This is a genomic window from Winslowiella toletana, from assembly GCF_017875465.1.
Taxonomy (GTDB): domain Bacteria; phylum Pseudomonadota; class Gammaproteobacteria; order Enterobacterales; family Enterobacteriaceae; genus Erwinia; species Erwinia toletana.
The window spans coordinates 2,435,224-2,461,523 of the sequence record NZ_JAGGMQ010000001.1 but is presented as its reverse complement, the minus strand read 5'-3'; the positions used below and the strand labels follow the sequence as shown (position 1 = coordinate 2,461,523).

The window sequence follows — 26,300 nt, the reverse complement described above, 5'->3', positions numbered from 1 at the left end:
CGCCTTGTATCTGTTTGAAAGCCTCAATCAGCTGATTGAAAAATACTTGCCTGAGGACCAGATTAAGCGCCTCAAGCAAGCTTATCTTGTCGCACGTGATGCTCACGAGGGACAGACACGCTCCAGCGGTGAGCCTTATATCACCCATCCGGTAGCTGTCGCCTGCATTCTCGCTGAAATGAAGCTCGACCATGAGACGCTTATGGCCGCGCTTCTGCATGACGTTATTGAAGACACGCCCGCCACCTATCAGGATATGGAGCAGCTGTTTGGCAAAAGCGTTGCCGAACTGGTTGAGGGCGTATCCAAACTGGATAAGCTGAAATTCCGCGACAAGAAAGAGGCGCAAGCCGAGAACTTCCGCAAAATGATCATGGCGATGGTGCAGGATATCCGCGTCATTCTGATCAAGCTGGCGGACCGTACCCACAATATGCGCACGCTGGGCTCATTACGCCCGGACAAACGTCGCCGTATTGCGCTGGAAACGCTGGAAATCTACAGTCCTCTGGCTCATCGTCTGGGTATTCATCATCTGAAAACTGAGCTTGAAGAGCTCGGTTTTGAAGCGCTCTACCCTAATCGCTACCGCGTAATCAAAGAAGTCGTGAAGGCGGCGCGCGGTAACCGTAAAGAGATGATTCAAAAGATCCTCTCGGAAATCGACGGTCGCCTGCAGGAAGCCGGTATCCCTTGCCGCGTCAGTGGTCGCGAAAAGCACCTCTATTCCATCTACTGCAAAATGCACCTGAAAGAACAGCGCTTTCACTCGATCATGGATATCTACGCTTTCCGCGTGATCGTCAGCGATGTCGATACCTGTTATCGCGTGCTGGGTCAGATGCATAGCCTGTATAAGCCACGTCCTGGCCGGGTTAAAGACTATATTGCCATTCCAAAGGCCAACGGCTATCAGTCGCTGCATACTTCGATGATCGGACCGCATGGCGTGCCGGTTGAAGTGCAGATTCGTACTGAAGATATGGACCAGATGGCAGAGATGGGTGTTGCCGCACATTGGGCTTATAAAGAGCAGGGCGAAAGTAGCACTACCGCGCAGATCCGCGCCCAGCGTTGGTTGCAGAGCCTGCTGGAGCTGCAACAGAGCGCCGGTAGCTCATTTGAATTTATTGAGAGTGTAAAATCCGATCTGTTCCCGGATGAGATTTACGTTTTCACCCCGGAAGGCCGCATCGTCGAACTTCCCGCAGGCGCCACACCAGTCGACTTTGCCTATGCCGTGCATACCGATATCGGTCACGCCTGTGTTGGCGCACGCGTTGATCGCCAGCCTTATCCCCTGTCGCAGCCGCTGACCAGCGGCCAGACGGTGGAGATTATCACCGCGCCGGGCGCGCGCCCGAACGCTGCATGGCTTAACTTTGTAGTCAGCTCGAAAGCGCGGGCGAAAATTCGTCAGTTGCTGAAAAACCTGAAGCGCGATGACTCGGTCAGCCTTGGCCGTCGCCTGCTTAATCACGCGCTGGGCGGCAGCCGTAAACTGGCAGAGATCCCGCCGGACAATCTGCAGCAGGAGCTTGAGCGCATGAAGCTCGCGACGCTGGACGATCTGCTGGCGGAAATCGGCCTTGGCAACGCGATGAGCGTGGTGGTGGCAAAAAATCTGCAGCAGAACGAACCAGCTGCACCAGTGCAGCCAGTCAGCGGTAGCTCACGCAGTAAGCTGCCGATTAAAGGCGCCGATGGCGTTCTGATTACCTTTGCCAAATGTTGCCGGCCGATCCCAGGTGACCCGATTATCGCCCATGTCAGCCCAGGTAAAGGACTGGTGGTGCACCACGAATCCTGCCGTAATATCCGTGGCTACCAGAAAGAGCCGGAGAAATTTATGGCGGTAGAGTGGGATACTGAGACCGAGCAGGAGTTTGTCGCCGAAATCAAAGTGGATATGTTTAACCACCAGGGCGCACTGGCCAACCTGACCGCCGCGATCAATACTGCCGGTTCCAATATTCAGAGCCTGAATACTGAAGAGAAAGATGGCCGTGTGTACAGCGCGTTTATTCGCCTGACCGCACGCGACCGCGTTCATCTGGCAAATATCATGCGCAAAATCCGCGTTATGCCGGATGTGATTAAAGTTCACCGTAACCGTAACTAACGCATGAATGCTCAACGCTTTGCTCGTATTCGCGAGATGCTTGCGGCGCGTCAGCATGATCTGACCGTCTGCATGGAACAAGTCCATAAGCCCCATAACGTCTCTGCCGTCATTCGCACCGCAGACGCCGTTGGCGTGCATGAAGTTCATGCGGTCTGGCCTGGCCACCGTATGCGTACCATGGTCTCCTCTGCCGCCGGCAGCAACAGTTGGGTGCAGGTGAAAACCCATGCCACCATCGGTGAAGCCGTCGGCCAGCTGAAAGCGCAGGGCATGCAAATTCTGGCAACCCATCTCTCTGATAGCGCGGTGGATTTTCGCGAAATCGATTATACGCGCCCCACCTGCATTTTGATGGGACAAGAGAAAACCGGCATTACTCAACAAGCGCTGGATCTGGCCGATCAGGATATTATTATCCCGATGATCGGCATGGTGCAGTCGCTGAACGTTTCGGTCGCTTCGGCGTTAATCCTCTATGAAGCGCAGCGCCAGCGGCAGAATGCCGGCATGTATAACCGCAGCAGCAGCACTCTTGATTACGCTGAACAGCAGCGCCTGCTGTTTGAAGGCGGTTACCCGGTGCTGGCCCGCGTCGCCAAACATAAAGGCTTACCTTATCCGCTGATCAATGATGATGGTGAGGTGGTCGCTGACGACAGCTGGTGGGCAACCATGCAGTCTTCGGTGAAAAAATGAAAGGCCGCCTGCTGGATGCCGTACCCCTCAGTACGCTTTCCGGCGTTGGCGCCAGCCAGGCGGGCAAACTGGCAAAGCTCGGTTTGCATACCGTGCAGGATTTGCTGCTCCATCTGCCGATGCGCTATGAAGACCGCACCCAACTCTATGCGATTAACGATCTGCTGCCGGGGATTTATGCCACGGTAGAGGGCGAAGTATTGCAGAGTGATATCAGCTTTGGTCGCCGCCGCATGCTGACCTGTCAGATCAGTGATGGCAGCGGTATCCTGACCATGCGCTTCTTCAATTTCAATGCCGGGATGAAAAACAGCCTCGCCGCCGGTAAACGCGTGACCGCCTATGGTGAGATCAAACGCGGCCAGCGCGGCGCTGAAATTATTCATCCTGAGTATCGCGTCCAGGGCGAAAACAGCGTTACCGAGCTACAGGAGACGCTGACGCCGGTCTATTCGACCACTGAAGGCATTCGCCAGGCGACGTTGCGTAATCTTACAGAGCAGGCGCTGACGCTGCTGGAAACCTGCGCGATTGCCGAACTGCTGCCGCCGGATCTCAGTCAGGGCATGATTAGCCTGCCACAGGCGTTGCGCACTCTGCATCGTCCGCCGCCGGATATGGCGCTGGTCGATCTGGAAAGCGGGAAACATCCCGCGCAGCGCCGCCTGATTATGGAAGAGCTGCTGGCGCACAACCTCAGTATGCTGGCGGTTCGCGCCGGCGCGCAGCGTTACCACGCCCTGCCGATGACCGCACGCCATGAGCTGAGCGATAAACTGCTGGCCGCCCTGCCGTTTAAACCCACCGGGGCGCAGGAACGGGTGGTGGCGGAGATTGAACGCGATTTAGCGCACGACTATCCAATGATGCGTCTGGTGCAGGGTGATGTCGGTTCCGGTAAAACGCTGGTTGCCGCGCTGACGGCGCTGAATGTAATTGCTTACGGTAAGCAGGTGGCGTTAATGGCGCCCACCGAACTGCTGGCCGAGCAGCACGCCAGTAACTTCCGCCAGTGGTTTGCGCCGCTGGGCATTGAAGTCGGCTGGCTGGCAGGTAAACAGAAAGGCAAAGCGCGTCAGGCACAGCAGGACGCGATTGCCAGCGGTCAGGTATCGATGATTGTCGGCACCCATGCAATTTTCCAGGAGCAGGTACAATTTAACGGCCTGGCGCTGGTGATTATCGATGAGCAGCACCGTTTCGGCGTCCACCAGCGTCTGGCGCTGTGGGAGAAAGGCGAGGAGCAGGGTTTCCATCCGCATCAGCTGATTATGACCGCCACCCCGATTCCGCGCACCCTGGCGATGACCGCCTATGCCGATCTCGATACCTCGACGATTGATGAACTGCCGCCGGGGCGCACCCCGGTGACGACAGTGGCGATCCCGGATACCCGGCGCGCAGATATTATTGCCCGGGTGAAAAGCGCCTGCAGCGATGAAGGACGCCAGGCTTACTGGGTCTGCACGCTGATTGAAGAGTCAGAGCTACTGGAAGCTCAGGCGGCAGAAGCCAGCTGGGAAGAGCTGAAAATTGCGCTGCCGGATCTGAATGTCGGCATGGTTCATGGTCGCATGAAGCCGCAGGAAAAACAGCAGGTGATGCAATCCTTTAAACAGGGTGATATTCAGCTGCTGGTGGCCACAACGGTGATTGAAGTGGGCGTAGATGTGCCCAACGCCAGCCTGATGATTATTGAGAACCCGGAGCGTCTGGGGCTGGCGCAGCTGCATCAGTTACGCGGCCGCGTCGGACGTGGCGCCGTCGCCTCCCACTGTGTGCTGCTGTATAAAGCGCCGCTCAGCAAAACCGCCCAGAAGCGTCTGCAAGTGCTGCGCGACAGCAATGACGGCTTTGTGATTGCCCAGTGCGACCTGGAAATTCGCGGCCCCGGTGAAATGCTCGGTACACGCCAGACCGGTAATGCCGAATTTAAAGTCGCTGACCTGCTGCGCGATCAGGCGATGATCCCGGAAGTACAGCGCGTGGCGCGCCATATCCACCAGCACTATCCCGAACAGGCACAGGCGCTGATTGAACGCTGGCTGCCGGAAACCGAACGTTATACCAACGCCTGATGCGGCTTAGCGTCCGCTATATGCCGCCATCTGCTGCACAGCGGCGCTGACCGGCTGTTCACCGCGGGTCAGTTCGATAATCACCCGCTTCACAGCCGGTTGCTCAACCAGGCTGTGAAGCACTGCCGCCACATCATCACGCGGGATCTCACCATAAGCGATCGCCAGTCCGCTATGCACTCTGCCGCTCCCCTCATGGTTAGTCAGGGTGCCGGGGCGCAGAATCACCCAGTCCAGATCGGTCGCCGCCAGCATCACATCGGCCTGACGTTTCACCTGCATATAGTGTTCGAAAGTGGGCGATAGCTGTTTGCCACGCCCGGCATCCGGAAAAGCAGAAACCAGTAAAAAACGCTTAACACCCGCGATACGCGCGGCTTCGGCGGCGATTTGCGCGCCACGGCCATCAATGCCATCGGTTAACTCAACGCCCGCGCCAGCCGCACCGGCGGAAAACACCACTACATCACAACCGTGCATCGCGGCCGCCAGACTTTCATTACTGGTGGTCAGCAGATCAAGCTGCACCGGCGTTACGCCATCCTGCTGTAACTCTTCGGCCTGCCCGGGCTTACGATGCAGGCCGGTAACCTGGTGGCCCGATGCGGTTAACTGTTTTCTCAGACGGCGGCCAACGCCGCCAGTGGAACCAATAATAAAAACCTGACTCATCTGTACCTCATCTTTTCTCCGCTGAATTACGGAATAGCCTTAAGCGTAGTGGTTATCTGACCGCGTGGATAAGCCTGTGATGCGGTGGTTAAGCAGGACTTTATGATGATCAGGCTGGCAAACGATTGCTTTTGCCAGGCAGAAGATTAAAATCGCCACTTTGCCGCCTGGGAACCGTTAAAATGTCCGCCGAAATCGATGCTGCCGCAGCAAATCGCCGCCCCACTCCTGTTGCTGCAAGCGAGCTTATTTATCGTCTTGAAGACCGTCCACCGCTGCCACAAACCCTGTTTGCCGCCTGTCAGCATCTGCTGGCGATGTTTGTGGCGGTGATTACGCCAGCGCTGCTGATCTGTCAGGCGCTGGGCTTACCGGCACAGGATACGCAGCATATTATCAGCATGTCGCTGTTCGCTTCAGGCGTCGCCTCGATTTTGCAGATTAAGACGTGGGGACCGGTCGGTTCCGGCCTGCTGTCGATTCAGGGCACCAGCTTTAACTTTGTCACGCCGCTAATTATGGGCGGTCTGGTACTGAAAAACGGCGGCGCCGATGTGCCCACCATGATGGCTGCGCTGTTTGGTACCCTGATGGTGGCCTCCTGTACCGAAATGGTGCTGTCGCGAGTGCTGCATCTGGCGCGTCGCATTATCACTCCACTGGTTTCCGGTATTGTGGTGATGATTATTGGCCTGTCGCTGATTCAGGTTGGCCTGACCTCGATTGGCGGTGGCTTCGCCGCGATGAACGATCACAGCTTTGGCGCGCCGAAAAATCTGCTGCTGGCTGGCGTGGTGCTGGCGGTGATTATTCTGCTGAATCGTCAGCGTAACGCTTATCTGCGCGTGGCCTCGCTGGTGATCGCCATGGCGGTGGGTTATCTGCTGGCGTGGGCGCTGGATATGCTGCCACAGAGCGGCCCGGCAACCAGTGATTCGCTGATCGCCATTCCGACGCCGTTCTATTACGGTCTGGGCTTCGACTGGAATCTGATTATTCCGCTGATGCTGGTGTTTATGGTGACCTCACTGGAAACTATCGGTGATATCACCGCCACCTCCGATGTCTCCGAGCAGCCGGTCAGTGGACCGCTGTATATGAAGCGTCTGAAGGGCGGCGTGCTGGCTAACGGCCTGAACTCTTTCGTCTCGGCGCTGTTTAATACTTTCCCTAACTCCTGCTTTGGCCAGAACAACGGCGTGATCCAGCTGACCGGCGTCGCCAGCCGTTATGTCGGTTTTGTGGTGGCCCTGATGCTGATCGTGCTTGGCCTGTTCCCGGCGGTCAGCGGCTTTGTGCAGCATATCCCGGAGCCAGTGCTTGGCGGCGCCACCATCGTAATGTTCGGCACCATTGCCGCTTCCGGCGTGCGTATCGTGTCACGCGAGCCGCTAAATCGCCGCGCGATTATGATTATCGCCCTGTCACTGGCGGTCGGCCTTGGCGTTTCACAGCAGCCACTGATTCTGCAATTTGCCCCTGACTGGCTGAAAACCCTGCTCTCTTCCGGCATCGCCGCAGGGGGTATCACCGCTATCGTGCTGAACCTGGTTTTCCCGCAAGAGCAGGATAAGTAATCTGCCCGGGCGAGGCTGACCTCGCCCGCAATTCCCACTGATTTTTCAGCGAGTTTGTCTGACTTTACATCCAGGCTGTTGAGCTAAATGGCTAATTCAGGCATAACAACCGGACACCGGAAATTCATAGGGAAGGATGCGATGAAATTTATCGGAAAATTTTTTCTGACACTGCTGCTACTGCTGCTGTCAGTACTGGTCGTGATTTATGTTTTGCTGCAAACACGCTGGGGGGCTGACTGGACCAGCCGCTGGATCAGCGATCGTACGGATTATCATTTGTCGGTGGCCAAAGTTGATCACGATTTTTCCTGGCCTTCACACCTGATACTCAATGATGTCACCTTTGGCCACGACGGGCAGCCTGCGGTGCTGGTGGCTAAACGTGTTGATCTGGGCTTTGCTCTGACGCAATTCAGTAACCCGCTGCACTTTGACAGCGTAGAGCTGAGCGAAGGCACCCTGAATGTTTCCGACAGCAGCGTGGCCTGGCCATTACAGGCGCGACGTCTGCAACTGACGGATATGGTTGTCGAAAGTCCGCACAGCGTGCTGCCGATCAGCGCCCGGCGCGTGCATGGCGGCGTCATGCCATGGCAACCGGGTGTGGGCAATGTGCTGGGCAACAATGCCAGCTTCCAGCTGAGCGCAGGCTCAATGACCATCAATGGCGTACCGGGCGACAATGTGCTGTTGCAAGGGCGTATTGATAATCAGCGCCTGGTGTTCAGCAATGTGGGCGCTGATCTCGCGCGTGGCTCAATGACCGGCAACGCCGAGCGCGATGCCCGGGGCAACTGGCGCATCGCGAATCTGCGCCTGAATGATATTCGCCTGCAATCCAGCCAGTCGCTCAGTGACTTCTTACAACCGATTCTGAGTCTGCCGTCGGTACAGCTCGACCGCGTCGACATTACCGATGCGCGTTTACAGGGACCGGACTGGGCGGTTACCGACCTCGATCTGTCGCTGAAAGATTTGACCTTGCATAATGGCGACTGGGAAAGCAACGGCGGTTCGCTGTCGATGAACGCCAGTAGCTTTATTAACGGTCAGCTGGAGCTTAACGACCCGATCGCCAATATGGATTTTTCGCCGCAAGGCATCAATATTTCGCAGTTTAGTTCACGCTGGGTTAACGGACTGGTCCGCACCAAAGGCCAGTGGCAGCGCAGTGATAAGCGTCTGACGCTGGATGAGCTGGTGATTGCCGGTCTGGAGTACACGCTGCCTGCTAACTGGCGCGATCGCTGGATGCAGCAGCTGCCGCAGTGGCTGGATAGTGTGGCGGTCACCCGTTTCTCTGCCAACCGCAACCTGGTGATTGATATCAATCCCACATTCCCGTTCCAGCTGACGTCACTGGATGGTAACGGCAGTAATCTGCTGATGGCGCGCAATCATCAGTGGGGCATCTGGTCTGGCAGCCTGAGCCTTAATGCGGCGGAAGCGACCTTTAACCGTACCGATCTGCGTCACCCTTCGCTGGCGTTAAGCGCCGATGACAATCAGATCAAAGTCACTGAGATGAGCGCTTTTGCCGGTCAGGGGATGGTGGAGAGTCTGGCTACGGTATCGCAACAGCCTGCACGCACACTCTCTTTAACGCTGAATGGACGCGCGGTGGCGACTGACCTGCTGCATAACTGGGGCTGGCCTGCCGTGCCGTTGTCGGGCAGCAGCAATATGCAGCTGAAGCTCGATGCCAGCCTGGCGGCTGACAAACCGCTACGTCAGAGCGCCAGCGGTACGCTATCAGTGAACACTAATGACCAGAATGTGCAGCAACATATGGTCAATGGGGAATTGCGTCCTTAAAGGGCACGGGCGGCGAGAACGCCGCCCCTACAACCGTGGTATCGCCGCCCGCGATTATGTAATCATCGCGCCGGAACCACCCTCTTCCAGCGGCCCATCGGGATCGGCGGGCAATACGATAAATACCCCTTCAAATACCGCGCCCAGCAGATCGTTGCCGAACAGCTCGACTTCCAGCTGTACGCGCGCTTTCCGCCCGCGCGCCAGACGATCCAGATCGCCACTTAACGACCCCAGATTGGCAATTGCGCCAGGTTTGCCGGTAATCGCATGACTGTAACGAATATGCGCATCGGCAAGAATAATAGTGCCGCCCAGCTGACGTTCACGCAGCAGCAGCCAGATCAGTCCCCAGCCGGTCAGGGTCGCCAGCGAGAACAGGCTGCCGGCGAATAAGGTATGATGCGGATTCTGATTGCCCGTCTCAGGCATGGTGGTGATAAATTTCTGCCCGGTGTACTGGGTAATACGTACACCCATTTTCTCACTAAGCGGAATATGTTCGTACCACGCCTGTTGCAGCTGACCACACCAGTCGGCACGATGCAGAATATCATCCAGGGTGACGATCGGTTTGATCATCAGGAAATGACGTACCGGCGTGGTTTGCGGCGCGGTGATTTCGCCCTGGTTGACGTAACCCAGCTTGGCAAAGAACTCGACGGCATCCTCACGCGCGCTGGCGACGACACGCTTCACCCCTTCCTGACGCGCCACCGATTCCAGCGTCATCGCCATCAGCGTGCCCAGCCCTTTGCCCTGAACCGCTGGGTGGACCGCCATAAAGCGGATTGCCGCTTCATTATCGGCATTAATATACAACCGCCCGATAGCCACCGGCTTGCCCTGTTCATCCACCACCATCTGATGATGCGCCATGGCATCCCAGGCATCGCGTTCCGATCCCTGTGGCTGGTGCAGCGGTTTGCGCAGCATCTCCCAACGAAACTGATAATAGATATCCAGCTCTTCTGCTGTTTCAGGTACACGAAGGTGATACATAAAGTGATTCTCTCTGTCAGAGCTCGCCTGGCCCGTCCATAGCCGCTCAGCTAAGTGGCTCACACCTGTAACCAAAAGGTGACCGGGCCATCGTTGACCAGCGAGACTTGCATATCCGCCGCAAAGCGGCCGGTTTCCGTCACAATGCCTTTCTCCCGGCAACATCCGACGAAATAGTTGTACAGCCGTTCAGCTTCAGCCGGCTCGGCGCCGCGGGAAAAACCCGGGCGCATACCTTTGCTGGTATCCGCCGCCAGCGTGAACTGAGACACCACCAGCAGGCTACCACCTGCCTGCTGCACATTAAGATTCATCTTGTCGTTTTCGTCGCCGAAAATGCGATAGCCTGAAACGCGATCGCACAGGCGCGCCGCCTGCTGTTCGCTATCCCCTTTTTCCACGCCCAGCAAGATGAGCAATCCTGGCCCAATTTCGCCGATGGTTTCTCCCGCCACCGTCACGCTGGCATTCAGCGCTCGTTGTATTAACGCAATCATGGTTTTTCGTTAGCCTTTTCTTGTTCTTGTTGTCGTAGCTGGCGATAGTCGTCCAGTGATGCTGTGATTTCCGCCCCTAAAAGTACGATACACCAGGTCCAGTAAACCCATAAAAAAAGAATCGGGATCACCGCCAGTACACCGTAAATCAACTGGTATGAGGGAAACATCGTAACATAGAGCGCAAAACCTTTTTTTCCCAGCTCAAACAGCAGACCCGCCACCAGCGCGCCAATCAGGGCATCACGCGGCGGTACGCGCGTGGTCGGCACAATGCTGTACAGCAGCCAGAACGCCAGCCAGGAGAGTAATAAAGGGAAGATGCGCAGTAGTTGATCGACCAGACTGGTCACGCCGGTGACTTCCACCCAGCGCAGCGACAACAGATAAGAGCTGATGGCCAGACTGGCGCCTGCCAGCAGCGGACCGAGGGTCAGAATCATCCAGTAAACGGCAAATGAGTAGACCAGCGGGCGCTTTTTCGTGCTGCGCCAGATTTCATTCAGCGCCGTATCCACCGAGTACATCAGCAGCAGCGCGGTAACAATCAGTCCGACCGCACCAATCGCCGTCATCTTATTGACGTTGGCGACAAACTGCTCCAGATAACGCTGCAACGTATTGCCCGCCGACGGCATAAAGTTGGCAAAGATAAAATTCTTTAACTGCACGCTGACATCAGAGAACACCGGGAACGCCGCGAATAACGCAAATACCACCGCAATCAGCGGCACCAGCGCCAGCAGCGAGACATAGGCGAGATTACCGGCATGCGTGGTCATGCCATCATGCTCAATACGTCGCCACAGCAGCTTTAACCACGTAAAGAAGATGCGCGTCTTATGACGCGTATGTTTAATCACTGACATCCCTTAGCGCGATTGAGCAAAGTAAGCCGGGATCACGCTCGCATCAGTGACATGAATACTGGTAATACCCAACGCCCGTGCCGCTTCAATATTGGCGAGGTTATCATCAAAGAACAGCGCCTGATCCGCCGTCACCGCTTCCTGCGTCAGCACCTGGCGGTAAATTTCGGCTTCGGGTTTACGCACGCCCATCTCCTGCGACAGATAGAGTTTATCTGCAGCCAGCTGTACCTGCGGATACTGCGACGGCCAGTAACTGCAATGCAGCTGGTTAGTATTCGACAGGATCACCACACGGTGGCCTTGCTCGCGCAGCTGATGCATCACCGCAATCACTTCCGGACGCACATCAATAAACACCGCCTGCCAGCCCGCGGCAAATTGCTCGTAACTCAGGGCAATATCCAGCTCTTCACAGAGATTGGCCGCGAAATGTTCATCGCTGATTTCACCGCGCTCATGCTGTTCAAAATTGTCGCCCATGCGGAAGCGGCTCTGTAGCGTCGCCAGTGGCACACGGCCAAGGTCACTCCATACGCCGAGCACCCGGTTGAAATCAATATCAACAATGACGTTACCCAAATCAAAGATATACAGCATGGTCATCTCCTTTTGTTCCGGTGAGCTATTCACTCTAGCGGTAAAACTGAGGACTGAACAGGTAACAAGCGGCAGGATGAGCGAAATCAGAACAAGGCCCGGCAAGTTACCCCCCGGGGCGACTCAATAAGTAACCTGATTCCGGCAGCCGGTATGTGGAGGTTCTCACAGATTTTTAACCTCGATGCGATTTTATTGTCAGGTAAGCGCAGATCGCAGGCAAAAAAAAAGCCCCGTAAACGGGGCTTTCTCACGTCAGACTGAACTGAACTTATTTTGGACCACGAGAAGAGCGTTTACGATCGTTCTCGGTCAGGTGGCGTTTACGAATACGCACGGAGGTAGGAGTTACTTCTACCAGTTCGTCGTCATCGATAAACTCCAGCGCCTGCTCCAGTGACATTTTCACTGGTGGTACCAGGGTCGTTGCTTCATCAGTACCAGAAGCACGCATGTTGGTCAGTTTCTTACCGGTCAGACAGTTAACTGTCAGGTCGTTAGAGCGGCTGTGAACACCGATGATCTGGCCTTCATACACTTCCGCACCATGACCCAGGAACAGCTTACCGCGGTCCTGCAGGCTGAACAGAGCAAACGCAACGGCTTTACCCTGACCGTTAGAGATCAGTACGCCGTTCTGACGCTGACCAATTTCACCCGCACGCACATCGTCGTAGTGGCTGAAAGTGGAGTACAGCAGACCAGTACCGGAAGTCATGGTCATAAATTCGGTACGGAAACCGATCAGACCACGCGCCGGGATCAGGTAATCGAGACGAATACGACCTTTGCCATCTGGCACCATGTCTTTAACGTCGCCTTTACGCTCACCCATCGCCTGCATCACAGAACCCTGATGCTGTTCTTCGATGTCCAGGGTCACGTTTTCAAACGGTTCCTGGTTGCGGCCGTCGATAATGCGGTTGATAACTTTCGGGCGGGATACTGCCAGCTCGAAGCCTTCGCGACGCATGTTTTCGATCAGGACTGACAAGTGCAGCTCACCACGACCAGAAACACGGAATGCATCCGCATCTTCAGTTTCGTCAACACGCAGTGCCACGTTGTGCACCAGTTCTTTGTTCAGACGGTCAAGAATCTGACGTGAAGTCACATACTTACCTTCTTTACCACAGAATGGCGAGGTGTTGACGTTGAAGAACATGGTTACGGTTGGTTCATCAACGCTCAGCGCTGGCAACGCCTGCACATTCTGTGGATCACAGATAGTGTCAGAGATGTTCAGTTCGCCCAGACCGGTGATAGCGATGATATCGCCTGCTTCCGCGATAGTGGCATCGATACGCTCCAGACCCATATGGGTCAGCACTTTACCGACTTTACCGTTGCGGGTTTTGCCTTCGCTATCAACGATAGTCACCTGCTGGTTAGGCTTAACCACACCGCGTTTGATGCGGCCGATACCGATTACACCAACGTAGTTGTTGTAATCCAGCTGGGAAATCTGCATCTGGAATGGCGCTTCCATTTCTACCTTTGGAGGAGAAACGTGGTCAACAATCGCCTGATACAGCGGAGTCATATCCTCTGCCATATCGTTGTGATCGTTACCGGCGATGCCCATCAGTGCAGATGCATAGATAATTGGGAAGTCGAGCTGCTCGTCGGTCGCGTCGAGGTTAACGAACAGGTCAAAGACCTGATCAACAACCCAATCTGGACGTGCGCCCGGACGGTCAACTTTGTTGATTACAACAATCGGTTTCAGACCATTAGCAAAGGCTTTTTTGGTCACGAAACGGGTTTGCGGCATCGGGCCATCCATTGCGTCGACAACCAGCAGTACGGAGTCAACCATTGACATCACGCGCTCAACTTCGCCGCCGAAGTCGGCGTGTCCTGGAGTATCCACGATGTTGATGCGGTAGTCTTTCCAGTTAATGGCGGTGTTTTTGGCGAGGATAGTAATCCCACGCTCTTTCTCCAAATCGTTGGAGTCCATTACGCGTTCGGTTGCTTCGGTGCGGGCATCAAAGGTCCCGGACTGCTGCAGCAACTTATCAACCAGGGTAGTTTTACCATGGTCAACGTGGGCAATAATGGCGATGTTACGCAAATTTTCGATCACAGCTTTGCCTCAGGCATTAGAAATAGCGCGCTATTGTACACGGATTAATCGAAGAGCTGAACAGGATCACAAATTTCATATAAAGATAAGTGTCGTGATTGCTTTTACAGCCATTTACAGTGCAAAGATTGCACTCGGTCAAGATTTTGCACCAAAACAGTGCCCGTTAATCATTCAATAGCACCAAAATGGTGCGCGACATCCATTGTGGTGCATCTCTCGTCTCAGGAGAGGGCGCATGATAACGCCTTTTTACCTAAATAAAAAAGTTGGCATAGATTTCGCTTTAGTCTACCTAAGCGAAAACGGCAGTTTCCATAACAGTTGATAGCTTGTCTGAGATCTTTATTATCGGGAGTACGCTATATTTTACGCGTTCCGAATCGTGAAGTCTCGAACCACGACGACAATGACAAAATCCAGGAGAGTTAAGTATGTCCGCTGAACACGTTCTGTCGATGATGAACGAGCACGAAGTTAAGTTCGTCGATCTGCGTTTTACCGATACCAAGGGTAAAGAGCAGCACGTTACCATTCCTGCTCACCAGGTTAACGCTGACTTCTTCGAAGAAGGCAAAATGTTCGATGGTTCTTCCATCGGCGGATGGAAAGGTATCAACGAATCAGACATGGTTCTGATGCCTGATGCTACTACTGCAGTTATGGACCCGTTCTTCGAAGATTCAACCCTGATCATTCGTTGTGACATTCTTGAGCCAGGCACCATGCAGGGCTACGACCGCGACCCACGTTCTATCGCTAAGCGTGCAGAAGATTTCCTGCGCTCTTCCGGTATCGCGGACACCGTGCTGTTCGGACCAGAACCAGAGTTCTTCCTGTTTGATGATGTGCGTTTCGGCGCCACCACTTCAGGCTCACACGTTGCTATCGACGATATCGAAGCAGCATGGAACACTGGTAAAGAGTACGAAGGCGGCAACAAAGGCCACCGTCCAGGTCTGAAAGGCGGTTACTTCCCGGTTCCACCAGTCGATTCATCACAGGACATCCGTTCTGCTATGTGTCTGACCATGGAGCAGATGGGTCTGGTGGTTGAAGCTCATCACCACGAAGTGGCAACTGCTGGTCAGAACGAAGTGGCTACCCGCTTCAACACCATGACCAAAAAAGCTGACGAAATTCAGATCTACAAATATGTAGTTCACAACGTTGCTCACGCTTACGGCAAAACCGCGACCTTTATGCCGAAACCGATTTTCGGTGACAACGGTTCAGGTATGCACTGCCATATGTCCCTGTCTAAAGGCGGCAACAACCTGTTCGCTGGCGACAAATACGGCGGCCTGTCTGATATCGCGCTGTTCTACATCGGTGGTGTAATCAAACACGCCAAAGCGATCAACGCCCTGGCGAACCCAACCACCAACTCTTACAAGCGTCTGGTCCCGGGTTACGAAGCACCTGTTATGCTGGCTTACTCTGCCCGTAACCGTTCTGCTTCAATCCGTATCCCGGTAGTTGCCAGCCCTAAAGCTCGTCGTATCGAAGCGCGCTTCCCTGATCCAGCGGCTAACCCATACCTGGCGTTCTCCGCGCTGCTGATGGCTGGCCTCGACGGTATCATCAACAAGATCCATCCTGGCGATGCTATGGATAAGAACTTGTATGACCTGCCGCCGGAAGAAGAAGCTGAGATTCCAAAAGTAGCTGGCTCTCTGGAAGAAGCACTGAATGCCCTGAACGAAGACCGTGAGTTCCTGACTCGTGGCGGCGTATTCACTGACGACACCATCGATGCTTACATCGAACTGCGTAAAGCCGAAATGGACCGCGTTCGTATGACTCCGCATCCGGTAGAGTTCGAGCTTTACTACAGCGTTTAATAAGTTTGACGTTTTTGTTGCCGTGGAAACTTTCAGCCCATCTTCGGATGGGCTTTTTTCTCCACAAATTCATCGTTTGATACGATGAATTTGTAACCGACAACTATAATGCACCAAAATAGTGCCTGATTTGCCAGGCGTTTTACTGGTGAAAGCAGGCTCAGTGCAGGGGAAAGCTGTATGGCAACTGGCACCCTGCCCGATGCTGGGCAGATTCTCAACTCTCTGATTAACAGTATCTTGCTGGTGGATAACGAGCTGGTGGTGCAATACGCCAACCCGGCGGCGCAGCAGCTACTGGCGCAAAGCTCCCGTAAGCTGTTTGGCACACCGTTGCCAGACCTGATGGGCTATTTTTCGCTGAATATTGATGTGATGCGGGAAAGTCTTGATGCCGGCCAGGGGTTTACCGATAGCGAAGTGACGCTGGTGGTAGACAGTCGTGCGCACATCATGTCGTTAACCGCACAGCGGCTGCCCGAGGGCTTTATCCTGCTGGAAATGGCGCCAATGGATAATCAGCGTCGTCTCAGTCAGGAACAGATCCAACATGCTCAGCAGGTTGCCGCACGTGATTTAGTTCGCGGTCTGGCGCATGAAATCAAAAATCCGCTGGGTGGATTACGTGGCGCGGCGCAGTTACTGGCGAAAGCCCTGCCCGACCCGTCATTAACCGAATATACCAAGGTGATCATTGAACAGGCTGACCGTCTGCGCAATTTAGTCGATCGCCTGTTAGGGCCGCAACAGCCCGGCATGCACGTTACGCAAAGCATTCATCAGGTGTCCGAACGCGTGGTCAACCTGGTGACGATGGAGTTGCCGGATAACGTGACGCTGGTGCGGGATTACGACCCAAGTTTACCTGAATTACCGCACGACCCCGATCAGCTGGAACAGGTGTTGCTGAATGTCGTACGCAACGCGCTGCAGGCATTAGGTGATGAAGGCGGCACTATTACTTTACGTACGCGCACAGCGTTTCAGCTGACGCTGCACGGCGTACGTTATCGTCTGGTCGCGCGCATCGATATTGAAGATGACGGTCCAGGCATTCCGGCACAACTGCAGGATACGCTGTTTTATCCGATGGTGAGCGGACGCGAAGGCGGCACCGGTTTGGGGCTTTCGATTGCTCGCAGTCTGATCGATCAGCATTCAGGAAAAATAGAATTTAACAGTTGGCCCGGTCACACCGAATTCTCGGTTTACCTGCCTATTCGCCAGTGAGGTTTCTATGCAACGAGGGATAGTTTGGATCGTCGATGACGATAGCTCCATCCGCTGGGTGCTTGAACGTGCGCTCACTGGAGCCGGTTTAAGCTGCGCGACCTTTGATAGCGCTAACGAGGTGCTGGAAGCGCTCGCCACCAAAACCCCAGACGTTTTATTATCGGATATTCGGATGCCCGGCATGGACGGCCTGGCGTTACTGAAGCAAATTAAACAGCGTCATCCTATGCTTCCGGTCATCATAATGACCGCGCATTCTGACCTGGATGCCGCCGTTAGCGCTTATCAGCAGGGCGCTTTTGATTACCTGCCAAAACCGTTTGATATTGACGAAGCGGTAGCGTTAGTCGAACGCGCCATCAGTCACTATCAGGAGCAGCAGCAGCCGCGTAACCAGCCGGTCAATGGCCCGACGACCGATATTATCGGTGAAGCGCCAGCGATGCAGGATGTGTTCCGCATTATTGGCCGTCTGTCGCGCTCATCGATCAGCGTGCTGATCAATGGCGAATCAGGTACCGGTAAAGAGCTGGTGGCACATGCGCTGCATCGCCACAGCCCGCGCGCCAAAGCACCGTTTATTGCGCTGAATATGGCCGCAATCCCGAAGGATTTGATCGAGTCGGAGCTGTTTGGCCATGAGAAAGGGGCGTTTACCGGCGCCAATCAGATTCGTCAGGGGCGTTTTGAACAGGCTGATGGCGGTACGCTGTTTCTTGATGAGATCGGCGATATGCCGCTCGATGTGCAAACCCGCCTGTTGCGTGTGCTGGCTGATGGCCAGTTCTATCGCGTCGGTGGCTATGCACCGGTGAAAGTGGATGTGCGTATTATCGCCGCCACCCACCAGAATCTTGAACTGCGCGTGCAGGAAGGCAAGTTCCGTGAAGATTTGTTCCACCGTCTGAATGTGATCCGCGTGCATCTGCCGCCACTGCGTGAACGTCGTGAAGATATTCCACGTCTGGCGCGCTATTTCCTGCAGGTGGCTGCGCGTGAGTTGGGCGTTGAAGCGAAGATTCTGCATCCGGAAACCGAAACCGCGTTAACCCGACTGCACTGGTCCGGCAACGTACGTCAGCTGGAGAACACCTGTCGCTGGCTGACGGTGATGGCTGCGGGTCAGGAAGTGTTGATTCAGGATCTGCCGTCCGAACTGTTTGAGACCTCGACGCCGGACAACCCGGTGCAGTCACTGCCGGACAGCTGGGCAACGCTGTTAGCGCAGTGGGCCGACCGCGCATTGCGTTCCGGTCATCAAAATCTGCTGTCGGAAGCGCAGCCAGAGATGGAACGCACCCTGCTGACCACCGCCCTGCGCCACACGCAGGGCCATAAGCAGGAAGCCGCACGCCTGCTCGGCTGGGGCCGCAATACGCTGACACGTAAGTTGAAAGAGCTGGGAATGGAGTAATCTGTTACGGGCGGCGAAAACGCCGCCCCTACGCCATTTCCTTGTAGGGGCGGCGTTTTCGCCGCCCGAGCCGATGATTAGCACCTGCCATCATGGCGGCATTCTCGCCGCCCGCTTTATTTCAGATCACCCGCGAAAACTGCTGTGTACGCGCTTTCTGGCGCAGATAACGATCAAAGCACATGCAGATATTCCTGATCAGCAAACGCCCCTTAGCGGTCACCTGAAGGCCCTTCTCGTCGCGATCCACCAGCCCGTCGTCAATCAGCGGCTGCAGTAATGCCAAATCTTCGGCAAAGTAGCGTTGAAAATTGATTTGCCACTGTGCTTCAAGCTGAGAGAAGTCGAGGGCGAAATGACAAATCAGCGCTTTAATCACCTCACGCCGCACACAATCATCGTCCGTTAAGGTTAAGCCCCGCCATAGTGCGTTGCCCTGCAGACTGACGCTGGCGCTGTAATCCTTCATCACTTTCTGATTCTGCGCATAACTGTCACCGATCATACTGATTGCCGACACCCCCATACCCAGCAAATCACTGTCGCCCTGCGTGGTATAACCCTGGAAATTACGATGCAGCTTGCCGGCGCGCTGCGCCACCGCCAGCTCATCACCGGCGCGCGCAAAGTGATCCATGCCGATAAACTGATAACCTTCGGCGGTCAGCGTGGCAATGGTTTGCTGCAGGATCGTCAGCCGCTGACTGGGGTCGGGCAGATCCGCCAGTTTGATTTTGCGTTGCGCGGCAAACATCTCAGGCAGATGGGCATAATTAAATACGCTCAGGCGATCGGGGTTCAGTTCGGCCACTTTTTGCAGGGTGAAAGCAAAACTCTGTGGCGTCTGCGCTGGCAGACCATAGATCAGATCAATATTGGTTGAGGTAAAGCCCAGTTCGCGCGCGCGCTTGATTAGCGCAAAAATAAAAGCTTCATCCTGCACGCGGTTTACTTTTTCCTGCACCTGCTTATTAAAATCCTGCACCCCCATGCTCAGCCGGTTAAAGCCCGCCGCACGCAGATGATCCAGCACATCCAGCTCAATTTCGCGCGGATCGACTTCAATCGACAGTTCAGCATCAGCGCTAAAATTAAAACAACTGCGCAGCAGATCAGTCAGACGGCTGATCTGCGCCTTATTAAGGAACGTCGGCGTGCCGCCGCCCCAGTGCATTTGCGTCACCGTGCGCTGCGTAAACAGCGGCGCGCGAGTGCGGATCTCCTGCTCCAGCAGATCGAGATAATCATCGGCTTTATGCTGCTGGCGGGTGACAATTTTATTGCAGCCGCAGAAGTAGCAGAGGCGGTGACAGAATGGGATATGCAGATACAGCGAAAGCGGCCGTTCAGGGTAACGCAACGCAGCCTGCTGAAAAGCGGCTTCGTTATAACTTTGCTGAAATTCGAGCGCGGTAGGATAGGAGGTGTAGCGTGGCCCGGAGATATTATATTTCTGGATGAGGGCCAGATCCCATTCAATCGTTGGCGCAGGCATGCTTATTCCTTCCAGTGACGTCGTCGTACTGACCGTCGTGCCGGAGGACGCTGTTTCAGCTGCCGATTGACGGTATCGCGTCGCAAGCCTGATTTCAGCCGCAACAGACGCCGTAGTTTAACGAATAACCAAAACAGATAACATGTCAGAAACAAAGCTAAAATTGATCCAGGCCAAAGCATCGGCTTAAACCTCATAGCCGGCATTCTGCAAACAGAATGCCGGAATCAAAGAATGATCAGTTGCCACCCTTCAGCAGACGATACATATCTTCCTGCGCTTCATCACCATCATCGTCGTCACCCAGCTCGATGCCCAGCTGTTCCATCAGCACGTCGATGCGATCCAGCGTCAGATCCAGCCACGCCTGATCTTCTGCCGGCAGCGTTTCGCCATTTTCCAGACGATCCAGCAGACCATCCAGACGCTCGCTGTTTTCCAGCTGCGTCAGCTCTTCCTGCGGACTCAGTTTTGGCTGTTTCTCAGCGGCTTCTTTTGCTTTCTTCTCTTTTACCGGTTTCGCTGGTGCCGGTTTAGCCGCCACAGCATCGTTACCCAGCGGAATCGGCTTTTTGCTGCCGATACGCGGATCTTTCGGCTGGCTGTCAGTGGCTTTATGCTGGTTCTGCGCCACAGGATTGGCGCGACTGCCAGAAGCATTGCCGCGGTGCTTTTTATCTTGCTTCTGATCGCGCGATTTCTGGTTCATATCTTCGCGTGATTTACGTTTGTCTTTCGGCGCTTTGGTTTTACCCTGCGGCGCGCGTGCAGGTTGCTTCATGATGTCGACTCTCTGGGAATGTCTGGTCAGTATAGAATTGCGGCGAATCTAGCAGAAAGCGGACAAAGAAAAAAGGCGGCAGGTCACCCTGTCGCCTTTTTTCGCACCTTCCGTAGAAGGACAGTCTTCCTTTACATCCATTTATGCAATCAACATCCCGGTTTTTCCTTGTGCCGTCCACTCATCCAGAGCGCTTCCTTATCCTTGAAGGTTCCTTTCCGCTGAACCTGTCTCCCTTGTCCTGAGCTCTTAGTCACCCTGACACTCCCTGAGCGCTTCTTCCTGAAGAGAGTTATCCAAACTCTGCGGATTACTTTAGACTAAATGGTCAGACAGACAAGGTAGCGCCAAAGGTTTGTTGTACTTTAGTTTAGGTGCAACAGATTAAGACATTGATTTAAAAACATAAATATTTTTAAATTTTTCCTAAAAAAAGCAATAACTCACTGCAACTATGGTCAATGTCTCACAAAATCATCCTCTGCTACGGCTATCGGGCGCTTTGCCCGCTTTACAGGTATAATCATCCCCATTGCCACATTGACCTTCGGAGTTTCTATTTTGTCTGGCTGGAATTATCACGTAACGCATTTTGTCACCAGCGCCCCCGACATCCGTCATCTTCCTGCCGATACAGGTATTGAAGTGGCGTTTGCTGGTCGTTCTAACGCCGGTAAGTCCAGCGCGCTGAATACCCTTACTAACCAGAAAGGCCTCGCCCGTACCAGTAAGACACCTGGACGCACGCAGCTGATCAACCTGTTTGAAGTTGCAGAAGGCATTCGCCTTGTCGACCTGCCGGGCTATGGTTATGCCCAGGTTCCGGAAGAGATGAAGCTGAAATGGCAGCGCGCGCTGGCGGAATATCTGCAAAAGCGCAACTGTCTGAAAGGGCTGGTAATACTGATGGATATCCGTCATCCGCTGAAAGATCTCGACCATTCGATGATCCAGTGGGCAGTGGAAAGTCGCATTCCGGTGCTGGTGCTGCTGACCAAGGCCGATAAACTGGCTTCCGGCGCGCGTAAAGCCCAGCTGAATATGGTGCGTGAAGCAGCGATGGGCTTTGTCGGCGATATTCAGGTTGAGATGTTTTCTTCCCTGAAGAAGATTGGCGTTGATAAATTACGTCAGAAGCTGGACAGCTGGTATAGCGAAATCCCACCTGCTGTAGAAGACGATATTGCTGAAGAGTAACATCCTGTCAGGACGGCGTTCTCGCCGTCGGTGGTGATAACAACACCACGCCAGCATTTATTTTTGCCAATAAAAAACGCCCCAGTCATAAATGACTGGGGCGGCTAAATATTCAGCCAAATCCGATTACGTGAAGTAAAAGGTCTGAAAGATAGAACATCTTACCTCTGTACCCTACGACTTAAACTCTACATGATTTTTTCTGAGCTAAAAAGCGTTTTTTGTAGTTAATTTTCATCAAACGACATTGATTTCCCAACATGGGTCACAAAAACACAGCTGCGATGTAGCTTAATTACCAGGAAAATGTTTAGGGGATAGAAGCTTAGCAACTTTTTCCGCTCCGGCCTTGCCAGCTCTGGGGCTGAAGCGATTAACCCAAGGTTTTTCTTATATCACCGTAATGAGACTGATTTAACACATAAATCCGTCTCATCCGGTCATCATAATCTTAGTGTGCCTGATCCCAGTTGTCGCCAACTCCAATATCGACACGTAACGGCACATCCAGCGTCATGCTATTTTCCATCAGTTCACGGATTTTTTTACTGGCGCTGTCAACTGCATCTTCCTGCACTTCAAATACCAGTTCATCGTGTACCTGCATAATCATTTTCACTTCCGGCGTTTTCTGTGCCAGCAGCCATTTATCAACAGCAATCATTGCGCGCTTAATAATATCTGCCGCGGTGCCCTGCATCGGGGCGTTAATCGCCGCGCGCTCGGCCGCCTTGCGACGCATGGCATTGCTGGAGGTGATATCCGGCAGGTAGAGACGGCGTCCATCCAGCGTCGAGATGTAGCCCTGCTCCGCTGCCTGCTGACGCGTGCTCTCCATATATTGCAGCACGCCCGGGTAACGTTCGAAGTAGAGGTCCATATACTTTTTCGCTTCGCCAGCACCAATATTGAGCTGACGCGACAGACCAAAGGCGCTCATCCCGTAGATCAGACCAAAGTTAATCGCTTTGGCGCTGCGACGCTGCTCCTGGCTGACCTTCTCCAGCGCGGTGCTGAACACTTCGGCCGCAGTGGCGCGGTGAATATCCAGGCCTTCGGCAAATGCGCTCAGTAGCCCTTTGTCCTGCGACAGATGAGCCATGATACGCAGCTCAATTTGCGAATAGTCAGCCGCCACAATGCGATGGCCTTGCGGCGCGATAAAGGCCTGACGGATACGGCGGCCTTCGTCATTGCGCACCGGAATGTTTTGCAGGTTTGGATCACTGGAAGAGAGACGACCCGTGGCGGTAACCGCCTGATGGTAAGAGGTATGTACGCGACCGCTATGAGGATTAATCATCAGCGGCAGCTTGTCGGTATAAGTCGTTTTCAGCTTCGACAGGCCACGGTGTTCCAGAATAACCTTCGGCAGCGGATAATCCAGCGCCAGTTCAGCCAGCACCTCTTCACCGGTCGACGGAGCGCCGCCTGGCGTCTTTTTGGTAGGCTTGATGCCCTGCTTCTCAAACAGAATAGTTTGCAGCTGTTTCGGCGATGAGAGGTTAAACGGCTCGCCTGCCAGCTCATGCGCTTTCAGCTCCAGCTCCGCCAGGCGCGTGGTCAGCTCCTGCGAATGAGCCGCCAGTATATTTTGATCGATCAACACACCGTTTTGCTCAACGCGGGAAATCACGGTGACCAGCGGCATCTCGACAGATTCGAAGACGTTTTTCGGCCCCTGTTGTTTTTCCAGCTCCGGCCACATTTTCAGGTGCAGCTGCAAGGTGACATCAGCATCTTCCGCGGCGTAGTGAGCCGCCTCTTCCAGCGCGATCTGATTGAAGGTCAGCTGATTTTTGCCTTTACCGGCGATCTCAGTAAAGGTAACGGTCTTATGGTTCAGCCAGCGCAGCGCCAGGCTGTCCATATCATGCTTGCCGACTACGCTGTTCAGCATATAGGACTCAAGCATGGTATCGAATTTAATGCCCTGTAGTTCGATATCATGGCTCTTCAGTACACCGCGATCAAACTTCAGGTTCTGCCCTACCTTTAATGCCTTAGGGTCTTCCAGCAGCGGCTTGAGGCGCGCCAGTACTTCCTTACGATCCAGTTGCGGCGGCGCATCAAGATAATCATGCGCTACCGGTAAATAAGCAGCTTCGCCTGGCGCTACGGCAAAAGAGAGACCGATAATATTGGCGCTCAGGGTATCCAGCGCATCAGTTTCAAGGTCGAAAGCAAACAGCTCGCTGGCTGCCAGCTTTTCCAGCCACTGCGCAAATGTCTCTTCTTCGAGGATAGTAACGTAGCCATCCGCAGAGAGTACGCTGGCCACTTCCGGCTGCTCAAGGCTTTCGGCTACGGCCGCCGCTTTTTGCGCCGTACCGTTAACTTTTTTACCCTGCAACCAGACGCCCTGTTCGAGATCAGTGATCCAGCGCTTAAACTCATAATGCTTAAACAGGCCCAGCAGCTCATCCACCGCGGGCTCATTGACGTTCAGCTGGTCACAGGTAACCTCCAGTTCAACATCGGTTTTAATGGTTGCCAGCTGATATGAGAGCAATGCCACATCTTTATTCTGCTCCAGCTTTGCCGACATGGTTTTCGCGCCACGGAACGTGAGACCTGCTACCTTATCGAGGTTGTCATAGATCGCCGTTATTCCTCCCAGTCCTTGCAACAGAGCCTGCGCGGTTTTCTCACCCACGCCTGGCACGCCAGGGATATTATCGGAAGAGTCACCCATCAGCGCGAGGAAATCGATAATCAATTCTGGCGGAATACCATATTTCTCATTGACCTCTTCCGGGCCAAGAATCGTGTTATTCATCGTGTTAATCAGCGTGACATTTGGCGTAACCAGCTGCGCCATATCTTTATCACCGGTGCTGATCAGTACCGGACGACCCAGTTTCTCCGCCTGCAGCGCCAGCGTGCCAATCACATCATCCGCTTCAACGCCACTGACGGCCAGCAGCGGCAGTCCCATCGCTTTTACCATCTGATGCAACGGTTCTATTTGCGCCCGCAAGTCATCAGGCATCGGCGGGCGATGGGATTTGTAGTGTTCGAACAGCTCATCACGGAACGTTTTTCCTTTGGCATCGAAAACCACGGCCACATGGCTCGGCTTATATTGCAGCAGCAAACTGCGCAGCATATTCAGCACGCCATACATCGCGCCCGTCGGTTCCCCGGCACTATTCGTCAGTGGAGGGAAAGCGTGATACGCACGATAAAGATAAGAGGAGCCATCAACCAGAATCAGCGGGTTTTCTGCAATTTGTGCCATAGGGAGTCACATTTCTTTGTTTGCCATTTGAATGGGCATAAGGATGCCACAGCTCAGGCATAAAGTTGAAATAACTCGGCAGATAAAGCGGTAAAGATTTTTGAACTGCGCGCTGGCTTCCAATAGTCAGGCTGTGGATAAGTTTGTGTGTAAGTTTCCTAAGATATTGTAAATTACGCTACAAAAAAACCACGAGCACATTAAATGTCAGCAATTTCATAGTGTTATTAATTAAGCGCGGGATTTTTTTAAAAATTCTCAGGAATGCTTTAGTGTGGATACAAATATTTCGTCTCTGTCATCAAAACAACATCTATGGCTAAATATTTTATCGATTAACGATATTTGTCCTGACGACGGTACTGAGAGGATATAAGCAATATGCGGGATGGCGGGAATAAAAAACGCCGGTAAAACCGGCGTTTAGTGATGCAGTAAACTTACTTCTGGCTGACGAGGAATTTAACCACGTTAGCATATTCCTGTACGAAGTTATCCATTGAGCTGGTGTCGAGGCCGCCGTTATTAACCATATATTTGCCGTTAACAAACATCGCCGGAACGCCACGTAAATCGACATCTGCAGCCGCTTTTTCCTGCTGAGCGACCAGCGATTTAACCACAAAGCTGTTCCACGCTGCGTCATACTCTTCTGGTTTAATGCCTGCTGCGGTCACAAAAGCGTCTTTCAGGCTGGCGGGATCGGTAATGGTCTGCGTTTTCTGGATACCATCAAAGACAGGCCCGGTCACTTTGTCTTCCACACCCAGCGCCATTGCCACTGCCCATGCCTGGGTCACTGTTTTACCCATGTCGCCACCGAGGAACTCAACGTGGTATTTGACCACTTTGACGTTTGCCGGCAGGTTTTTCTTTACCGTTTCGCTCACATGATAAACACGTTCAAACTGGTAGCAGTGCGGGCAAAAGAAGGAGAAAAACTCCATAACCTGAGGCTCACCGGCAACAGGCTTGCCGAGCGTAACATACTGCTGACCATCACTAAACTGTGCAGCAGATGCGCTGAAAGCCAGCACCAGACCGACGAGCGCAAACCAAATCTTTTTCATTT

At 53.9% G+C, this 26,300-nt stretch carries 20 protein-coding genes; 9 read left to right on the top strand and 11 right to left on the bottom strand.

The window, feature by feature from the left end; genetic code table 11:
* Positions 1-4: 4 nt before the first annotated feature.
* The 3 genes from spoT to recG are packed head-to-tail and all read left to right on the top strand — an operon-like array spanning position 5 to position 4,899.
* Positions 5-2,122: a bifunctional GTP diphosphokinase/guanosine-3',5'-bis pyrophosphate 3'-pyrophosphohydrolase gene (gene spoT / locus J2125_RS11455; RefSeq protein WP_017801604.1), complete on the top strand. Its 2,118-nt coding sequence runs from the start codon at positions 5-7 to the stop codon at positions 2,120-2,122.
* 3 nt (positions 2,123-2,125) lie between these two features.
* Positions 2,126-2,821 carry a tRNA (guanosine(18)-2'-O)-methyltransferase TrmH gene (trmH, locus tag J2125_RS11450; RefSeq protein ID WP_017801605.1) on the top strand — a complete coding sequence of 232 codons (696 nt, stop codon included), beginning with the start codon at positions 2,126-2,128 and terminating at the stop codon, positions 2,819-2,821.
* The gene (gene recG, locus J2125_RS11445; protein ID WP_017801606.1) at positions 2,818-4,899 is read left to right on the top strand and encodes an ATP-dependent DNA helicase RecG; all 2,082 of its coding nucleotides are present in this window, start codon (positions 2,818-2,820) and stop codon (positions 4,897-4,899) included. The genes trmH and recG overlap by 4 nt, the downstream gene beginning before the upstream one ends.
* Positions 4,900-4,905: 6 nt before the next feature.
* Here the strand turns inward: recG and J2125_RS11440 are convergent, their stop codons facing one another.
* On the bottom strand, positions 4,906-5,571 hold the full coding sequence (locus J2125_RS11440) for an SDR family oxidoreductase (RefSeq protein WP_017801607.1): 666 nt from the start codon (positions 5,569-5,571) through the stop codon (positions 4,906-4,908).
* A gap of 182 nt (positions 5,572-5,753) precedes the next feature.
* Here J2125_RS11440 and J2125_RS11435 point away from each other — a divergent pair, with 182 nt between their 5' ends.
* Positions 5,754-7,148 (top strand): nucleobase:cation symporter-2 family protein, encoded by a 1,395-nt coding sequence (locus tag J2125_RS11435; protein ID WP_017801608.1) that lies wholly within the window; start codon positions 5,754-5,756, stop codon positions 7,146-7,148.
* Between the two features lie 141 nt (positions 7,149-7,289).
* A complete protein-coding gene (locus J2125_RS11430; protein ID WP_017801609.1) occupies positions 7,290-8,966 on the top strand; it encodes an AsmA family protein in 1,677 nt (558 codons plus the stop codon).
* Positions 8,967-9,020: 54 nt separating this feature from the next.
* On the opposite strand, the gene fabY is transcribed toward J2125_RS11430, so the two are convergent.
* The 5 genes from fabY to typA all read right to left on the bottom strand — a co-directional run bounded on the left by fabY (position 9,021) and on the right by typA (position 14,023).
* Positions 9,021-9,968 carry a fatty acid biosynthesis protein FabY gene (gene fabY / locus J2125_RS11425; protein WP_017801610.1) on the bottom strand — a complete coding sequence of 316 codons (948 nt, stop codon included), beginning with the start codon at positions 9,966-9,968 and terminating at the stop codon, positions 9,021-9,023.
* Between the two features lie 59 nt (positions 9,969-10,027).
* Positions 10,028-10,465, bottom strand: coding sequence for a D-aminoacyl-tRNA deacylase (dtd, locus tag J2125_RS11420; RefSeq protein ID WP_017801611.1), 438 nt, complete (start codon positions 10,463-10,465; stop codon positions 10,028-10,030).
* On the bottom strand, positions 10,462-11,334 hold the full coding sequence (locus tag J2125_RS11415) for a virulence factor BrkB family protein (RefSeq protein ID WP_040462408.1): 873 nt from the start codon (positions 11,332-11,334) through the stop codon (positions 10,462-10,464). The genes dtd and J2125_RS11415 overlap by 4 nt, the downstream gene beginning before the upstream one ends.
* A 3-nt stretch (positions 11,335-11,337) precedes the next feature.
* Positions 11,338-11,934, bottom strand: a complete 597-nt coding sequence (gene yihX / locus J2125_RS11410) for a glucose-1-phosphatase (protein WP_017801613.1) — start codon at positions 11,932-11,934, stop codon at positions 11,338-11,340.
* A gap of 271 nt (positions 11,935-12,205) precedes the next feature.
* On the bottom strand, positions 12,206-14,023 hold the full coding sequence (gene typA, locus J2125_RS11405) for a ribosome-dependent GTPase TypA (protein WP_017801614.1): 1,818 nt from the start codon (positions 14,021-14,023) through the stop codon (positions 12,206-12,208).
* Between the two features lie 434 nt (positions 14,024-14,457).
* Here typA and glnA point away from each other — a divergent pair, with 434 nt between their 5' ends.
* From glnA to glnG, 3 genes are all read left to right on the top strand, one after another.
* Positions 14,458-15,867 (top strand): glutamate--ammonia ligase, encoded by a 1,410-nt coding sequence (glnA, locus tag J2125_RS11400; RefSeq protein ID WP_017801615.1) that lies wholly within the window; start codon positions 14,458-14,460, stop codon positions 15,865-15,867.
* A 180-nt stretch (positions 15,868-16,047) separates the two neighbouring features.
* On the top strand, positions 16,048-17,097 hold the full coding sequence (gene glnL, locus J2125_RS11395; protein ID WP_017801616.1) for a nitrogen regulation protein NR(II): 1,050 nt from the start codon (positions 16,048-16,050) through the stop codon (positions 17,095-17,097).
* Between the two features lie 7 nt (positions 17,098-17,104).
* Positions 17,105-18,514 (top strand): nitrogen regulation protein NR(I), encoded by a 1,410-nt coding sequence (gene glnG, locus J2125_RS11390; RefSeq protein WP_026111763.1) that lies wholly within the window; start codon positions 17,105-17,107, stop codon positions 18,512-18,514.
* A 121-nt stretch (positions 18,515-18,635) separates the two neighbouring features.
* On the opposite strand, the gene hemN is transcribed toward glnG, so the two are convergent.
* The gene (gene hemN / locus J2125_RS11385) at positions 18,636-20,009 is read right to left on the bottom strand and encodes an oxygen-independent coproporphyrinogen III oxidase (protein WP_017801618.1); all 1,374 of its coding nucleotides are present in this window, start codon (positions 20,007-20,009) and stop codon (positions 18,636-18,638) included.
* Positions 20,010-20,247: 238 nt separating this feature from the next.
* Entirely contained in the window at positions 20,248-20,790 is a 543-nt protein-coding gene (yihI, locus tag J2125_RS11380) for a Der GTPase-activating protein YihI (protein WP_017801619.1), read from the bottom strand.
* Between the two features lie 561 nt (positions 20,791-21,351).
* On the opposite strand from yihI, the gene yihA reads away from it, so the two are divergent.
* Positions 21,352-21,987 (top strand): ribosome biogenesis GTP-binding protein YihA/YsxC, encoded by a 636-nt coding sequence (yihA, locus tag J2125_RS11375; RefSeq protein ID WP_026111764.1) that lies wholly within the window; start codon positions 21,352-21,354, stop codon positions 21,985-21,987.
* Between the two features lie 112 nt (positions 21,988-22,099).
* On the opposite strand, the gene spfP is transcribed toward yihA, so the two are convergent.
* The 3 genes from spfP to dsbA all read right to left on the bottom strand — a co-directional run bounded on the left by spfP (position 22,100) and on the right by dsbA (position 26,298).
* Positions 22,100-22,147: a small protein SpfP gene (spfP, locus tag J2125_RS25335; RefSeq protein WP_071892919.1), complete on the bottom strand. Its 48-nt coding sequence runs from the start codon at positions 22,145-22,147 to the stop codon at positions 22,100-22,102.
* A gap of 291 nt (positions 22,148-22,438) precedes the next feature.
* Positions 22,439-25,228, bottom strand: a complete 2,790-nt coding sequence (polA, locus tag J2125_RS11370) for a DNA polymerase I (RefSeq protein ID WP_017801621.1) — start codon at positions 25,226-25,228, stop codon at positions 22,439-22,441.
* 440 nt (positions 25,229-25,668) lie between these two features.
* On the bottom strand, positions 25,669-26,298 hold the full coding sequence (dsbA, locus tag J2125_RS11365) for a thiol:disulfide interchange protein DsbA (RefSeq protein ID WP_017801622.1): 630 nt from the start codon (positions 26,296-26,298) through the stop codon (positions 25,669-25,671).
* Positions 26,299-26,300: the final 2 nt, after the last annotated feature.